Source organism: Halobacillus naozhouensis, from assembly GCF_029714185.1.
GTDB classification, from domain to species: Bacteria; Bacillota; Bacilli; order Bacillales; family Halobacillaceae; genus Halobacillus_A; species Halobacillus_A naozhouensis.
In genome coordinates, this window is record NZ_CP121671.1 from 3,827,241 (window position 1) to 3,842,726 (window position 15,486).

The following is a 15,486-nucleotide window of genomic DNA, read 5'->3' on the forward strand; positions in this document are numbered from 1 at the left end:
ATCCCCGTTGCTATTGAGCCGAAAGTTTAGCAGCGGGGATTGTTAATTATGATGATGAAGAAAAATGATACACGAGCGATTGGCCGACAAAATTGTAGCCGATTTTTTTATAAATGGTATTCGAGGTCGCGTTAGCCAAGTCTGTATATAAGGCACAGAACTCATATCCTTCTGTTAATAATTTTTCTGTTAAGGAGGCGACAGCCTGAGTAGCGTAGCCCCTGCGTTTATACTCATCAGGCGTGAAAACAGCATTCACAGTCGCCCCGTTCGGAGTGGTCCGAGCCCGGCAAACCATCGATACGATGGTTCTGTTCACCTGCCAAAGGTGCATTTTTTGATCAGAGATCATATCTCCTGCTAATTGAGCAACTCGCTCCTTATGAAATACCTCTCCCGTTTCATGGCCATAACTTGTTAGCCACCGTACCAACAAAGGGTAATCTTTTTGCTCTGCGAGGATTAGCTCCCCATCTTTTTTGACAACTGGTTTGAGTTGATCTAATCGGTAAATACCTTGCTTCATATGCAGAGCCCCTTCTTGACCACTGCATTGCTCCCACGCTTCCACAAACCATTGTACCGCTTCGGACTCTCCAAGCACACCTGGCACTTCATATTCATTCTCGTACAGGAAACGGGCTAAATGAGTCAATACTTCTTGATTAATTGTAGAGATAGCAGGCAATATCCATAAATGCGGCGGGGTTCTAAGTGTGACATATACAGGTTCTTCACCGTCATAAACGGTGAGCATGAAAGCTGAAGAATCCTTCCCCCCGCTATTCTTCCAACTCCCTATAATGCCGAGTGGGAGGTTATTCTCAGCCTCTTTCTGTAACAATAGTGGTTCAGCTTGCCTGGCAAAACCAGACGCGTCTGCAGTTTCTTCAACTCTCATCATAACAGTCCCCCTTCGATATACTTTTTTTAGAAAAGCTGTTTTCTAAAAAGATTGTTGTTTTTTGACGCAAAAGTTATAAACTGTGTCTTAACATTGATTCCACTGCGGCAGGACGCGTGGCCGCGGAAAGTGTAGTGTATTTCCGAACCCTTATCCTCTCTGTTGACAACAAAATTTACATAAAATAGCCTTCAGGAAAATTTCTACCATTATACCCTCTTGACACAACATCTACAATAATAAATAAAGGGGTGATGATATGACGAGGAAGGAAATTGAAAATGAAATCGCTGCCCTCAAGTCTGATTATATACGAATTCAAGGTGATTTAGATAAGCTTGAAGCAGCTGGGGCTAACGTACAAAATGCGGAATCACAGCTGGCCCGTATGGAAGAACAGCTAAAGGAATTAAAACAAAAATTAGCTGAAGCGAAATAACATACAAAAGCGGCGTGCGATTTGATCGCACGCCGCTTTTCTGTTTTAGATTATTTATCCTTTTTTCCGCTGCTTTTCTAATTTCTCTTGAATCTTTTCGAACTCTTTTTTTGGTGGCGTCAGGGAAACCACGATATCTCCTTGTTCTACTCTTGTTTCAACCTCTCCACTAAAGAATTCCATTTTCTTACTTGGCTTCTTCACAAATATTTGAATGGCTTGATCATCAATGTTATTTAAATAATCTCGATATGTGTACTGCTCCGTAATATTTGTTCTTCTAAACACATAACCATGTTCAACCATTTGGTTCAGTTCTTCCCAAGAAGCCCCGACATTGGATAGTACACGACCGCCAATCGTATGAACAAGATCTTCAAGCTTATCGCCTTCCCGCTTACTTAAACTTAACTGGAATAAGTTATTGCGGCCAAATTCAGGTACGAACGTCGTACATACTAAGGCGTTATACGAATCAAACTCAGTAGCCGCCAACATGTATTCATAAGGGGTCATATCCAATTTATATTCCGTCTGCTCTGCCAAAATTTCTCCGTGATAGGATTTCACACCCTCAGCGCGTGCTGTTGACAGCCTCTCCCATGAGGAATCACTTATGACTACAGGAACTTTTACATCTTGTAATGCTTTAGCAAGTTTAGTAGTAAACCTGCTCCCGCCAACCAGCAGGACCCCAGGCGGACCTTCCATAGAGAGACCGAGTTTTTTTGATAACCATCCAATCGAAAATCCATGGGCAACTACAGTCGTAAATACGAGTGCAAAAGTAAGAGAAGTCAAAATCGATGCGTCCTCAAACCCTGCATCCAATAACACACTCGCAAAATAACCAGATACGGTTAAAGCAACAATTCCGCGAGGGGCAATCCATCCAACCAATATTTTTTCTGACTTGGAGAGGTCTGTACCCCATGTGGACAGAAAGATCGATAACGGACGGACGATAAATAGCATCAAGAGAACAAAACCGATGATTTCGATATTAAAAATCTGCATCAAGGTGTCACGTGTTAGGGAAGCCGTTAAAAGCACAAAGATGGTTGAAGTTAACACAAGTGAAATACTTTCCTTAAAATGCCGCATATCTGCAATGGATGATATATGCATATTGGCAAGCGTCATCCCCATGGCTGTTACGGATAGCAATCCCGTCTCATGTGTCACTTCATCAGCTATCGTGAAACAAGCTATGACAACCATTAGCACGACAGGAGATTTCAAATATTCGGGAACATAGCCGGTTTCAAACATCCAGCCAATCCCTTTACCGCAGGCATACCCGAGCATCACCGCAAAAATGGCTGCCAGGAAAAACGATAATAAGGCCGTCGGAGAGTGGTTCGCACCTACTATGAATTCTGTTATTTCAAAAGCAAATACAGCAAGTAGTGCCCCGATCGGATCAACGATAATTCCTTCCCATTTTAAAATCTTAGCCGGTCTAGGCTTAAGTTTTGACTGCCGTAATAAGGGCAGGATAACCGTTGGACCTGTTACAATAAATAATGCTGCAATCACAAAGGCTACAGCCCATGATAAACCAGCCATATAGTGGGCAGCCAATAACCCAAGAATCCAACTAATAAAAGCACCAAAGGTTACGACCCGAAATACAGGCCTTCCCAGCCCCTTTACTTCCTTAAAGTCTAAGTTGAGACTGCCCTCAAATAAAATCACTGCAACGGCGAGGGAAATTATAGGGCTATATAATTCGCCAAAGTCCTGCTCAGGATTCATTAATCCCAAAACTGGTCCAGCGAGTAAACCCACAATTGACATGACAACAATGGCAGGCAATCGAAAACGCCACGAGATCCACTGTGAGCCAATCCCTAGTGCGCCAACTAACATAACTTCGAATAACAGTGAATCGATCATATATAATAACTCCTTATCTTCAAAAGGATATGTATCGAGACTTATTTTATATGGCTCCCATACATCTGTAAACTATCTTGTACTAAAAAAAGTTGATAGTAACTATGAAAACGCTGCCTTTACTGATGAATTAACATAAAAAAACATTGACATAATTTTTTGACATTGATAATATTACGGCGGTGATAAATACTGTTAAAGAAAGATTGATGCTTCTCCATGAGAAGCTCTTTTTTACGTTAGATAGGATGACATCATAGAGGAGGAAACAGTCATGAAACAAAAAGATATCCTGTTTATCGGCTTTACACTTTTTGCTTTATTTTTTGGAGCCGGAAACTTAATTTACCCCGTTTCACTTGGTATCGAATCCGGTACCTCTTACTTTCCAGCTATAATTGGCTTTATATTAACTGGAGTAGGGATACCTATCATAACCGTTGTTGCTATTTCACTTGTAAGAGGAGGGGCTATACAACTTGCAGGCCGAGTCCATCCTCTATTTGGAATTATATTCATTTCTGTTGTTTATTTAACGATCGGACCGCTTTTCGCTATTCCACGGGCGACAAGTGTAGCTTTTGAATCCGGACTAGCTCCATGGCTTGGCGAGTCCTCGTCATTAGGACTGTTCTTATTTACCGCTATTTTCCTTGGTCTAGTATTTTTCATAAGCTTAAACCCATCCAAACTCGTCGATCGAATCGGCCAGCTGCTGACACCTGCTCTATTTGTATCCATTATTGGACTTGTAATCGGCGCTTTCTTCCTGTTAGATGGTGAGATTCAGCCGCCTGGCGAAAAATATAGTTCCCAGCCGTTTTTTACTGGTTTTGTAGAAGGGTACCTCACCATGGACGCCATAGCCGCCCTGGCTTTTGGCATCATCACCGTTACCACCTTTCGTGAGCGCGGAATTACTGACAGCAAGATGCTCACACTTCGTACATTCCAGGCTGGAAGCGTAGCTGCAATTGGTTTAACTAGTGTGTATGTAGCAATTGGCTGGATCGGTGCGAAGATGGCGACAGAAGGAGCGTATGATAACGGCAGTGCGATTCTAGCGGGAGCCGCCAACATCATGTACGGAAATATCGGCACCCTTCTCTTCGGTCTCATTGTAGCGCTGGCATGCTTTACAACTTGTGTGGGACTAGTCGTTGCCTGCGCCCAATTTTTCAGCAATCGATTCCAAGGCCTCACATACAAGGGTGTTGCTTTAACGGTAACCCTTATCAGCATGGTTATCGCAAACTTGGGATTAAGTCAGATCGTTGCCTATTCAGTTCCTGTGCTGGTTTTTGTCTATCCGATAACCATTGTTTTGATTATTCTTACCTTTACAGGAGGAATCATTCACCATTCGCCTTATGTGTACAGAGGTGCCATTCTGTTCACAAGCGTTATAAGTTTATACGATGGGCTCGTGGCTGCCGGATTTCCGTTGAAGGCTGTAACTCCATATATTCAAGCCCTGCCGTTTTCTGAAATAAATCTAAGCTGGCTACTGCCAGCATTGGTCGGTGCCCTTATAGGAGCTATTATCCACTGGATCGTTACGACTACAACGTCCAAGGTTGTTACAAACAAATAATAATTTCAGGGCAGTTTCCTTAAGTGTTGGGAGACTGCTCTTTCTTATTGCACATTTGCTTCCCTTCGTATAAAAAACCCCCAGGCCTTTAAAGATGACCTGAGGTTGATCTAGTGGTTAAATAGAAATAATGATCTTTCCTTTAGCATGGTGCGTCTCACTTAACTCATGTGCCTCCTGCAACCCTTGTTCACTAAAGTTAAACTGATGGCCAATAGTGGGCTGCATTTTCCCTTCTACTATCAAATCTGCCAGTTTGCTTAGTTTGTCACCATCTGGCTCGAGCCAGACAAACCCGGCTTTCACTCCATGTTTACTGGCTGTCTCATCATCTGGTGGTTGTACAATCGAAGGCATGCGCCCGCCTTCTTTCAATACTTTATAGCTCTTCTCCTGGATCTCACCACCCATTGTATCGACAACAATGTCAACATCACTAAGAACCTCAGAAAAATCCTCAACCTTATAATCAATAAACCGGTCGACACCAAGCTTCTCTACCCACTCCTGGTTTTGGCCACTGGCCGTAGCCGAAACAGTTGCTCCAAATGCTTTAGCAATTTGAATGGCAAAGTGGCCAACCCCGCCTGAACCAGCGTGAACAAGTACATGATCGCCTTCCGCTACGTTGGAAAAATCAACCAGGCATTGCCAGGCCGTTAAACCTGCAAGCGGAACGGCTGCCGCTTCTTCATAAGAAATCGACTCTGGAAGATGGGATAGCAAATACTCATCCACTGCGACGTACTCGGCATACGTACCGTTCCTCGTCGTTTCAGGGCGTGCAAACACGCGGTCACCAACTTTAAAGTTCTGGACGGCACTTCCTGTTTTTTTAATAACGCCGGCCGCATCCCAGCCTAATATAATAGGAAAGTCAAAATCCAATTTCTCTTTTAAATACCCTTCTCTTAATTTCCAATCGATCGGATTGATTGAGGTGGCACGAAGTTCAACGAGAACTTGATCCTCCGTTATTTCTGGTTTAGGGACATCTTTTGCTGTGAGCTGATCCTTCCCGCCATACTGTTCTATTACAATCGCCTTCATTTTTTCCCCTCCGTCAGTAAATATTTTTGTATCTGAATTTTTCCCGTTTCAACCAAATCAAAACATGATACGATAGACAAAGAATTTGCAAAGGATGATCTTAATATGATCGAACAGGCTAGAAAATATCTACAAGAATATTATGGATTCACATCATTTCGTCCAGGTCAGGAAGAAGCCATTCAGTGTGTATTGACCCAGCAAAACACATTGGCTGTAATGCCGACTGGTGGAGGGAAATCGCTGTGCTATCAAATTCCCGGTCTAACTTTAGAGGGAACGGCTATCATTATTTCACCACTCATATCGCTGATGAAGGACCAAGTCGACGCCCTAACTTCCTATGGGATTGGGGCTACTTATATAAACAGTTCCCTGTCTTTCGAAGAACAGCGAAGCCGAATCTCTGATATGGAGCAGGGACGCTATCAGTTCGTTTATGTGGCTCCGGAACGATTCGATTCCCAATCATTTCTTTCAACAATTAAGCGGATTAAACTGTCACTAATCGCCTTTGATGAGGCACATTGTATCTCACAATGGGGCCATGACTTCAGACCAAGCTATCGCTCAATTGTTCAAACCCTTTATCAAATCCCAAACCTGCCTGTAATTATGGGATTAACTGCAACAGCTACACAAGAAGTTATACAGGATATTAAGCAATTAATACAGGTGGATGACGCCTCAGTCGTAAACACTGGTTTTGCCCGTAACAACTTGTCTTTCCGTTTGATTAAAGGACGTGAAAAGCGTGACTTTATTCTTGAATACCTGGAACAGCGGCCGCATGATTCAGGTATCATTTATACTGCCACTCGAAAAGATGCCGATCATCTTCAAAATTTCCTGGCTAAAAAAGGTTTTTCTGTTGGAAAGTATCATGCGGGGATGACTGAGAACCAACGTAAGCAAGTGCAAAGTGATTTTGTTCAGGATGAGACAACTACAATTGTAGCCACCAATGCTTTTGGTATGGGGATCGACAAGTCAAACGTTCGCTACGTGATTCATTACTCAATGCCGATGAATATCGAATCCTATTACCAGGAAGCTGGGCGAGCCGGACGAGATGGGGAGCCTGGTGATTGTGTATTACTATTTTCAGGTCAAGATATCCACCTGCAACGCTTTCTTATCGACCAGTCTATGATGGATGACGACAAGAAAAAGGATGAATATCAGAAGCTGCAGTCTATGGTCAATTATTGCCATACACATGTGTGCCTTCAACAATATATATTAAATTACTTTGCTGACCCTCACCCACATGAGCCTTGCGGAAAATGTTCCAACTGTTTATACGAAGGCGAAGAACAGGACATGACTCGGGAAGCTCAAATGGTGCTCTCCTGTGTGAAGCGGATGGGAGAACGATTCGGGGCAGGATTAACCGCCAAGGTCCTGCGCGGTTCTTCTGACCAAAAGGTGTTACAATTTAAGTTCCATAAGCTGTCCACGTACGGAATTTTATCAAGATATACAGAGAAAGGACTTACACAGTTTATAAATTTTTTAACTGCTGAAGGTTTATTAAGTCCTGGCGACGGACGGTATCCAACCTTACAACTCACTACAGATTCCGTTGCTGTTCTTAAAGGAGAAAGACCTGTAAAAATGTTAGTCGAAACCACAACTTCCGAGCAAGAAGTTAATTATGATGTAGAAAAGTTTGAAGCTCTGCGTATTCTGCGAAAAGAACTGGCAGATGAAGCCAACTTACCGCCGTATGTAATTTTTTCAGATGCTACGATTAAAGAATTGGCCATCTATCTTCCTAAAAATAAAAGAGAAATGCTGAAAATTAAGGGGATTGGAGAGCAAAAGTTCGAACAATACGGGGAACTATTTCTGGAGAAGATTATTCCCTGGGCTGAAGAAACAGATTCACGGCCTACACGCCGGCCCAACGAACATCTAAAGCCCTCCATGCGAAAAAAAGACCCAACCGATCCAAGGGCAAGCCATGAAATTACGTTTGATATGTGGTCAGATGAAGAAAAAACCATTAATGACATTGCGGAAGAACGTGGAATGAGTACCCAAACCATAGAGAATCATCTATTCCGTTGCGCTGGAGAAGGCAAAACAATCAATTGGGAGCTTTGGTTCAATGATGAACAGGAAGAAAATGTACTTATGGCTTACAACAAAGTGGATGAGAAAAAGCTAAAATCCCTGAAAGACATCCTGCCTGAAGAATACACATACCGCTTAATAAAAGCTGTCCTCGTTAAACATGGTTATATGAAATAGTAAAAAGGAACTGTCTATTACGACAGTTCTTTTGTTATGGTAGTAGAAAGAGTTTTTATAAGAAAGGTGGAATTAATTATGAAAGGGCTTACCAAGGATTTGGCTGCTAAACTAGACGAACATGATCCGTTACAATCATTTAAGACAGAATTTTATTTACCAAAGAATACTTATTATATGGATGGTAATTCACTCGGTCTCCTTTCAAAACGAGCTGAACAAGCTTTACTGACCTCTCTTCAGGACTGGAAACAGTTAGGTATAAATGGGTGGACAGATGGAAAAGAGCCCTGGTTTTACATGTCTGAAAAACTCGGAGCAATGACAGCTCCATTGCTTGGGGCTAAATCTGAGGAAGTCATTAATACAGGTTCCATCACGACAAACATCCATCAATTACTGGCAACGTTTTATCAACCCTCAGGAAAGAAGACAAAAATTCTGGCGGATGAACTGAACTTTCCTTCTGACATTTATGCGTTAAAAAGTCAGCTTGAGCTTCATGGATATGATCCAGAGGAACATTTAGTTCAGGTAGAAAGCCTAGATGGACGAACATTATCTGAAGATACGATTATCAACGCTATGACAGAGGAAGTTGCTTTAATTCTTCTTCCATCAGTTCTTTATCGAAGCGGCCAGCTGCTCGACATGCCTGCGATTACGAAAGCGGCTCATGAGCGTGGAATCATGGTTGGGTTTGATTTGGCCCACTCAATTGGCGCTCTCCCCCATCAACTTCATGACTGGGGAATTGACTTTGCTGTTTGGTGTACATATAAATATTTAAACAGCGGACCTGGAGGAGTTGGCGGCCTGTTTGTGCATGAGAAACACCTTGGGAGGAAGCCAGGGTTAGCCGGCTGGTTTAGTTCCAATAAAAATAAACAATTTGATATGGACCATAGCCTTACACAGGCAGAGAGCGCAGGAGCTTTTCAAATAGGAACACCACATATTTTAAGCTCTGCTCCTCTAATAGGTTCACTGGAAATGTTCCAGGAAGCAGGAATAGAACGGATCCGTGAAAAATCCCTACAACAAACTCGTTACTTGATTCATTTTGTTAAAGAAGAGCTAAGCGAATTCGGGTTTACGATTGCTAACCCTGAAGATGATAACCGCAGAGGCGGCCATGTCAGCTTGATTCATGAAGAAGCAGCTAGTATTTGCAAAGCTTTAAAAGCTCAACAAATCATCCCTGATTTTAGGGCGCCCAATGTGATCCGTCTGGCACCCATCGCCCTTTACACTTCCTATTCAGACCTTTATCAAGTTATGATGATACTAAAGGAGATTGTACAAAGTGGGGAATATAAACAATTCAAAAATGAGCGCGACACTATTGCTTAGGGAGGAAATCTAATGAAACTAATTGATATTTCGATGACACTCAATGATGCAACACCACCCTGGCCAGGCGATGAGCCTTTCCGCTACGAGCTAACTGCATCCATGGAGGAAACAGGAACTGTTAATGTTGGTACTCATAAGGGAAGCAATCATATCGGTACGCATGTCGATGCCCCTTTCCATTATGATACTGATGGATTGAAAATGGCTGAAATCCCTGTCGAACGTTTTATGGGAGAGGCTCTTGTTCTTAATATGGAAGGGAAAAAGACGATAACGAGAAAGGATTTAGAAGCGTTTGAATTTGAAGGGGTCAGCAAATTGCTGTTCCGCTCAACCAGCTGGGAAGATCGAACTCAGTTTCCAGAAAGCTATACCTTTATTGGTGAAGATGTTGGTCCGTATTTGAAAGAACAGGGCATTGACTTAATAGGTGTTGACACTCCATCAGTTGATCCGGAGACAAGCAAAACTCTATCTGCACACCATTCCCTTTATAACAGCGACGTGCTTATTCTAGAAAGTATTGTACTTGATCATGTAGCTCCAGGGCGATATGAACTTATGGCTTTCCCACTTAAAATGGACCAGGCTGATGGCAGTCCAGTCCGTGCAGTTTTGCGACAAATTTAACAAAAGAGCTCTTGCGCCGTTTAAAGCGCAAGAGCTCTTTTGTTATTTCTTTATATTTTGTTCGATAGCCATTTTTTTGGCAACACGCGGCGCCAGCCAAATCATTGGCAATAATAACAGAGATACAGGTACGGCTGTTACAACAATAAAGTTCTGCAACTGTGTAATACCACTGTCTCCCGTAATAAGAAGGATCGCGGCAATAGCTCCCATAATCACAGACCAGAATACACGAAGCCACACTTTCGGATTCCCTTCACCCGTGACAGCCATCGCAATCGTATATGCCATCGAATCGCTGGTCGTTACGACAAACAAAATCGTTAGAAGTAAGAACAAAGGTGAAATAATGGCTGCCCATGGAAGTTGCTCGGTGATAGCAAACATTGCTGCGGGTTTGCCTGCCGCATTTAATGCATCAGAGACTGATCCCGGGTTTTGTAGTTCAAAAAATATACCCGATCCACCAAGAATCGTAAACCAGAAAGTAGAGATGACTGGTGCAAAAATAGAAATGGCTGCGATAATTTCACGAATCGTACGACCTCGGGAGATACGGCTTACCAGAATGGCCATCATGGGACCATAGCCAATAAACCATCCCCAGAAGAATACGGTCCATAGCGATAACCAATCCGAGTCACCACGGAATGTACTCATTGGTATGAACTGATCTATATAGACCCCAAATGAGGAAATGAAATGATCAATGATGAATCCTCCTGGGCCAAAAATCACAATAAAAATCATCAGACCTAATGCAAGGCGAACATTAAAGCTGCTTAAAAACTGAATCCCTTTATATAAACCCGTTACAGCTGATAATGTCGAAATTAGAACCACTGCAATGATAATTAAAACTTGTGTGCTAAATTCGTTAGGGATGCCAAATATTTCTTGAAGTCCATAACTTGCTTGCAATCCAAGAAAACCGATTGGACCGATCGTACCCGCTGCTACAGCAATGATTGAAAAGGCATCGACAAGTGTTCCAAACCAATTGTTGCGGATCTTTTCACCAAAAATAGGATAAAGAAGCGTTCTTGGCTTCATTGGCATACCTTTGTGATAATGACCATACATCATCACAACTGCACTAATCGTTCCTAATATCGCCCAAGCTAAAAATCCCCAATGCATAAAGCTTTGCGCCAGTGCTGGATTTATAGCTGCTTTTGTTCCAGCCTCAATTCCTGATTGTGACAGATATGGAGGAACCGAAAGGAAATGATAAAGAGGCTCTGCAGCGGCCCAAAACACACCCCCTCCAGCTAATAAAGTAGCCATAATAATCGATAACCACTTGTATAAACTTATTTCGGGTTTGTCGATTCCACCCATCTTAATTTTTCCATATTTAGAAAATGCCAGCCAGATTCCAACAAAGAAAGTGGCTAGCATCAATAGCTGCCAGAATGCCCCAAAATAAGTAACTGACCAGGCAAAGGTCGTACTGACAAATGATTCAATCCATGTAATATTAATAAGTGCTAAAATTACAAAGAGCAGTAAAGCACCACCACTGATTATAAAAACGGGCCAGTCTACTCTTCCAGTTTGTTTATGATTCATATAGAACTCCTTTATTCCATTAATCTTGATTTTTGCGCACAATGTCACACTCTACCACCTATTATTGTATTATGTAAAGAAATATCCGCTTTCATCCATAAAAAAGACTGCAGTTTTTTCTTCGCTGCAGTCTTTCTTCTAATCTTATTATTCCTTCTCTTCATCTAAAACATGGTCTTTGTCACGATGGCGCTTTTGACAATCCTTACACATCGTCACTTTTGCTTCTTGTTTTGAGGTTAACAGCTTACCACAACTACTGCATTTGCCAAACGTATTCGGGTTTGATTGAAATCCAGGAAGTTCACTTTCGATATCAACCATGAAAAAGCCTCCTTTAATCTCTGTACATGTGTTATACCCCACTCTTCATCTATTCAATCCTCTATTCTTAATGATATCAAACCTATGATAATTCATGAAAAAAGACGCTGATTTCAGCGTCTTTCCTCAGATAAGGGTAGTTCATACTGGTTTACTCAAAAGATAAAGCCCAGCTTCCTTTTCTCATCACCGGTTCGGTTGTTCCGTCTTCAAGAACACCGTCAATATCCAATTCATCTGACCCCATCATGAAGTCGACATGACTTAAGCTATGGTTAACACCACTTTGGTCCAGTTCATCTTCACTCATATCAGAGCCCCCTTCCACGTTGTTAGGGTAGGCTTTTCCTAACGCTAAGTGGCAGGATGCATTTTCATCATACAGCGTATTATAGAAAATTAAACCTGATTGAGAAATCGGTGATTCATGCGGCACAAGAGCCATTTCCCCAAGTCGGCTGGAACCTTCATCCGTATCCAGCAAGTGTTTTAACGTTTCTTCCCCTTCTTCCGCTTTATAATCCACTACTTTGCCATCTTTAAAGGTTAGTGTGAAATTATCGATGACATTTCCACCATAATTAAGAGGTTTTGTACTGGAAACATGACCGTTTACTCCGTATTTATGCGGTGCAGTAAATACTTCTTCTGTTGGCATATTCGGATTAAAAGGTACTTTTCCTTCAACCGTTTGGGAGGCCCCGCCCTTCCAGATATGATTGTTTGGCAGCTCCACCTCAAGATCCGTTCCAGGAGCTTTGTAAATAAGCTTACTGTATTTTTTCTTATTTAGGAATTGCTTCGCTTGGATCAATGTCTGGTTATGTTCTTCCCAGGCAGCCACAGGATCCTCCCTGTCCACTCTCACAATACTGAAAATTTGCTCCCATAATTTCTCAACAGCATTATCTTCAGACTCCTCCGGGAAGATCTTTTGCGCCCAAGCAGGGATAGGAATGCTGACGATTGACCATTGGATACGGTCATTCATTGTAAAATCTCTGAATTTCGTCATCGCTTCGGATCGAGCTTTAGTTGCAGCGGCTACCTTTCCAGCATCAATTCCTTTTAACAGGTCTGGATCTGTTGACCGGATGGACAGAATAGCCGCTCCCTTTTCGCCAAAATAACTAAACATGTCCTTTTGCCAGTCGGGAACTTCCTTTAGTGTTTCGACATCAGCATACTCATAACGAAGCCGTGTCAGCTCGTCATCTGCCCAAACGATATGCACATCCTCAGCACCCATTTCATAGGCTTTCCTAGCTACAATCCGAGTAAATGGCGCACCTTCTACAGTCGAATTAATCATAAGTTTCTGATTTTCCTGCAGGTTTACACCTGTACGCAGGGCAAGCTCTGCATACTTTTCTAATTGTCCTTGACTTGGTAATAACATCAGTTTTCCTCCCCTTGGTTGTTATGTATCCGTATACATTATTTCACAATTCGTATCTTCATACAAAAGAGAAGACCCAACTATAGGGGAACCTATAAAGGGTCATTCCTCCGCCTCTTCTACAATTAAGGATAGCTCTTCCCAACGATTCATCTTCGTCTCCAGCTTATCCTCTAAGTCTTGTTTAGTTTGAAATAGCTCCTCGACTTTGTTATAGTCACTTGCTGCTTCAGCAATCTTTCTGTCAGTATCCTCGATCTCCTCTTCGATGGCTGTGATGTCATCTTCAATCGTCTCCCACTCTTGTTTCTCCCGGTAGGATAATTTACGCTTGCGATTCGACCTTCGCGTTTGTTCTTGCTCTGAGGACTCACTTTTATCTTGTTTGGTTTCTTCTTTTTTCAAAAGCTGTCTTCGTTCAATAAGTTCTGAGTAATTCCCATAGAAGGATTCAATAACCCCTTCCCCTTCAAATACCAACAGTTTATCAACGATCCGGTCTAAGAAATAACGATCGTGTGAAACGGTAATGACTACCCCGGGGAATTGTTCCAAATAGCCTTCAAGAACACTCAACGTTTCAGTATCAAGATCATTTGTAGGCTCATCGAGAAACAGAACGTTAGGCTCGCTCATTAATACACGCAGTAGATAGAGTCTGCGCCGTTCCCCACCGGAAAGACGTTTAATATAGGTCCATTGCTGCGGTCTTGGAAAAAGGAACCGCTCAAGCATCTGTTCAGCTGTAATCTGTTCTCCGTCCGCCGTTGAAATCACTTCAGCGACTTCTTTTATATATTCAATCACCTTTACTGATTCATCCATCTCCTCATGATCCTGCGTATAATAGCCGATTTTAACTGTAGAACCAATTGTCAATTCCCCATGATCAGGTTTGACTCGCTTTGCCATAATATTTAATAAGGTTGTTTTTCCTGATCCATTCGGGCCAATAATACCGAGCCTCTCTTCGGGAACCACTAAATAATTGAAGTGATTAATGATTCGCTTTTCCGCGAAAGAATGGGAGATGTCTTTTAACTCGATCACCTGTTTTCCAAGCCGAGTCGAGCCAATGGCCATATCAACATCCTGTTTCTCCGTATTAAAACTTTGCTCTTGCATAGCTTCCACACGCTGTTTCCTGGCCTTCTGCTTCGTTGAACGGGCTTTAGCCCCTCGCTTTAACCAGGCAAGTTCTCTTCTTAACGTGTTTTGATGCTTTTGTTCTGCTTGACGCTCTCTTTCTTCACGCTCTGCCTTTTTCTCAAGGAATGTTTGATAATTACCCTCGTAGGTGTACAATGTGCCATTGTCGAGCTCATAGATAAGATTCGTTACTCGATTTAAGAAATAACGGTCGTGGGTGACAACCATTAAAGAACCTTTATATTGAGACAGGTATTCCTCGAGCCATTCAATCGTCTGATTATCTAAATGGTTCGTTGGTTCATCAAGCAGCAAAAGGTCAGCCGGCTGAATTAATGCCTTAGCCAAAGCTACTCTTTTACGCTGACCACCAGAAAGCTCCTGGATCGATTTATCAAAGTCAACAATCCCAAGCTTTGTCAAAATTGTTTTCGCCCTGGTATTGGCTTCCCATGCTCCTGTCTCATCCATACGCTGCTGAAAGGTTAATAACTGATTCTGAACATGTTGATCTTCAGGGTTGTCTTGAAGGCGCTGCAAAACGCGCTCATATCCCCTAATCGTAACCATGATCTCAGAGTCACCGTAATAGATTTGCTCTAACACTGTTTTGTCTACATCCAATTCTGGATCCTGAGGCAAATATTCCACCGTAAAATCTTTTGCATGATGTGTCGTCCCTGTATCAGCCGATTCTATCCCTGCGATCGACTTTAGCAGCGTAGATTTCCCTGTACCGTTGACACCAATTAAACCAATGCGCTGCTGGTTCGAAATGGTGAACGATACATCGGCAAACAGCTGTTTATCTCCATAACTCTTACTTAATTGCTCAACAGATAAAATGCTCATTATTCCGCTCACCTTTCATTCACAAACTATTTTCCATTTTATCATACAAGAAAGATGGAAGC

General features: G+C 42.3%; 12 protein-coding genes. 5 read left to right on the forward strand and 7 right to left on the reverse strand.

The genetic code is table 11. The features are described 5' to 3' along the window. Positions 1 to 46 precede the first annotated feature (46 nt). Entirely contained in the window at positions 47 to 904 is an 858-nt protein-coding gene (locus tag P9989_RS19600) for a GNAT family N-acetyltransferase (protein ID WP_283076524.1), read from the reverse strand. A gap of 259 nt (positions 905 to 1,163) precedes the next feature. Between P9989_RS19600 and P9989_RS19605 the strand changes: the two genes are divergently transcribed. Then, the gene (locus tag P9989_RS19605; protein WP_283076525.1) at positions 1,164 to 1,343 is read left to right on the forward strand and encodes an SE1832 family protein; all 180 of its coding nucleotides are present in this window, start codon (positions 1,164 to 1,166) and stop codon (positions 1,341 to 1,343) included. Positions 1,344 to 1,397: 54 nt separating this feature from the next. Here the strand turns inward: P9989_RS19605 and P9989_RS19610 are convergent, their stop codons facing one another. Then, positions 1,398 to 3,242, reverse strand: coding sequence for a cation:proton antiporter domain-containing protein (locus tag P9989_RS19610; RefSeq protein WP_283076526.1), 1,845 nt, complete (start codon positions 3,240 to 3,242; stop codon positions 1,398 to 1,400). Between the two features lie 274 nt (positions 3,243 to 3,516). On the opposite strand from P9989_RS19610, the gene brnQ reads away from it, so the two are divergent. After that, positions 3,517 to 4,836 (forward strand): branched-chain amino acid transport system II carrier protein, encoded by a 1,320-nt coding sequence (gene brnQ, locus P9989_RS19615; RefSeq protein ID WP_283076527.1) that lies wholly within the window; start codon positions 3,517 to 3,519, stop codon positions 4,834 to 4,836. Positions 4,837 to 4,953: 117 nt separating this feature from the next. Here brnQ and P9989_RS19620 read toward each other — a convergent pair whose 3' ends face one another. Next, a complete protein-coding gene (locus P9989_RS19620; protein WP_283076528.1) occupies positions 4,954 to 5,886 on the reverse strand; it encodes an NADP-dependent oxidoreductase in 933 nt (310 codons plus the stop codon). A 105-nt stretch (positions 5,887 to 5,991) separates the two neighbouring features. Between P9989_RS19620 and recQ the strand changes: the two genes are divergently transcribed. From recQ to kynB, 3 genes are all read left to right on the forward strand, one after another. Beyond that, the gene (gene recQ / locus P9989_RS19625; protein ID WP_283076529.1) at positions 5,992 to 8,142 is read left to right on the forward strand and encodes a DNA helicase RecQ; all 2,151 of its coding nucleotides are present in this window, start codon (positions 5,992 to 5,994) and stop codon (positions 8,140 to 8,142) included. A 78-nt stretch (positions 8,143 to 8,220) separates the two neighbouring features. Further along, complete coding sequence (gene kynU / locus P9989_RS19630) at positions 8,221 to 9,495, forward strand: kynureninase (RefSeq protein WP_283076530.1); 1,275 nt, start codon at positions 8,221 to 8,223, stop codon at positions 9,493 to 9,495. A gap of 12 nt (positions 9,496 to 9,507) precedes the next feature. Continuing rightward, on the forward strand, positions 9,508 to 10,128 hold the full coding sequence (gene kynB, locus P9989_RS19635) for an arylformamidase (RefSeq protein WP_283076531.1): 621 nt from the start codon (positions 9,508 to 9,510) through the stop codon (positions 10,126 to 10,128). 42 nt (positions 10,129 to 10,170) lie between these two features. Here the strand turns inward: kynB and P9989_RS19640 are convergent, their stop codons facing one another. The 4 genes from P9989_RS19640 to P9989_RS19655 form a co-directional block, all read right to left on the reverse strand. Beyond that, positions 10,171 to 11,700: a BCCT family transporter gene (locus P9989_RS19640; RefSeq protein WP_283076532.1), complete on the reverse strand. Its 1,530-nt coding sequence runs from the start codon at positions 11,698 to 11,700 to the stop codon at positions 10,171 to 10,173. A 147-nt stretch (positions 11,701 to 11,847) separates the two neighbouring features. Continuing rightward, entirely contained in the window at positions 11,848 to 12,024 is a 177-nt protein-coding gene (locus P9989_RS19645) for a hypothetical protein (RefSeq protein WP_283076533.1), read from the reverse strand. A gap of 151 nt (positions 12,025 to 12,175) precedes the next feature. Beyond that, positions 12,176 to 13,423, reverse strand: a complete 1,248-nt coding sequence (locus P9989_RS19650) for an aminopeptidase (protein WP_283076534.1) — start codon at positions 13,421 to 13,423, stop codon at positions 12,176 to 12,178. Positions 13,424 to 13,525: 102 nt separating this feature from the next. Next, on the reverse strand, positions 13,526 to 15,424 hold the full coding sequence (locus tag P9989_RS19655) for an ABC-F family ATP-binding cassette domain-containing protein (protein ID WP_283076535.1): 1,899 nt from the start codon (positions 15,422 to 15,424) through the stop codon (positions 13,526 to 13,528). Between the last annotated feature and the right edge of the window lie 62 nt (positions 15,425 to 15,486).

Bases quoted from the DNA above. Each gene is read 5' to 3' on its own strand.
- P9989_RS19600 (WP_283076524.1), bottom strand. From the start codon at position 904: ATGATGAGAGTTGAAGAAACTGCAGACGCGTCTGGTTTTGCCAGGCAA.
- P9989_RS19605 (WP_283076525.1), top strand. From the start codon at position 1,164: ATGACGAGGAAGGAAATTGAAAATGAAATCGCTGCCCTCAAGTCTGAT.
- P9989_RS19610 (WP_283076526.1), bottom strand. From the start codon at position 3,242: ATGATCGATTCACTGTTATTCGAAGTTATGTTAGTTGGCGCACTAGGG.
- brnQ (WP_283076527.1), top strand. From the start codon at position 3,517: ATGAAACAAAAAGATATCCTGTTTATCGGCTTTACACTTTTTGCTTTA.
- P9989_RS19620 (WP_283076528.1), bottom strand. From the start codon at position 5,886: ATGAAGGCGATTGTAATAGAACAGTATGGCGGGAAGGATCAGCTCACA.
- recQ (WP_283076529.1), top strand. From the start codon at position 5,992: ATGATCGAACAGGCTAGAAAATATCTACAAGAATATTATGGATTCACA.
- kynU (WP_283076530.1), top strand. From the start codon at position 8,221: ATGAAAGGGCTTACCAAGGATTTGGCTGCTAAACTAGACGAACATGAT.
- kynB (WP_283076531.1), top strand. From the start codon at position 9,508: ATGAAACTAATTGATATTTCGATGACACTCAATGATGCAACACCACCC.
- P9989_RS19640 (WP_283076532.1), bottom strand. From the start codon at position 11,700: ATGAATCATAAACAAACTGGAAGAGTAGACTGGCCCGTTTTTATAATC.
- P9989_RS19645 (WP_283076533.1), bottom strand. From the start codon at position 12,024: ATGGTTGATATCGAAAGTGAACTTCCTGGATTTCAATCAAACCCGAAT.
- P9989_RS19650 (WP_283076534.1), bottom strand. From the start codon at position 13,423: ATGTTATTACCAAGTCAAGGACAATTAGAAAAGTATGCAGAGCTTGCC.
- P9989_RS19655 (WP_283076535.1), bottom strand. From the start codon at position 15,424: ATGAGCATTTTATCTGTTGAGCAATTAAGTAAGAGTTATGGAGATAAA.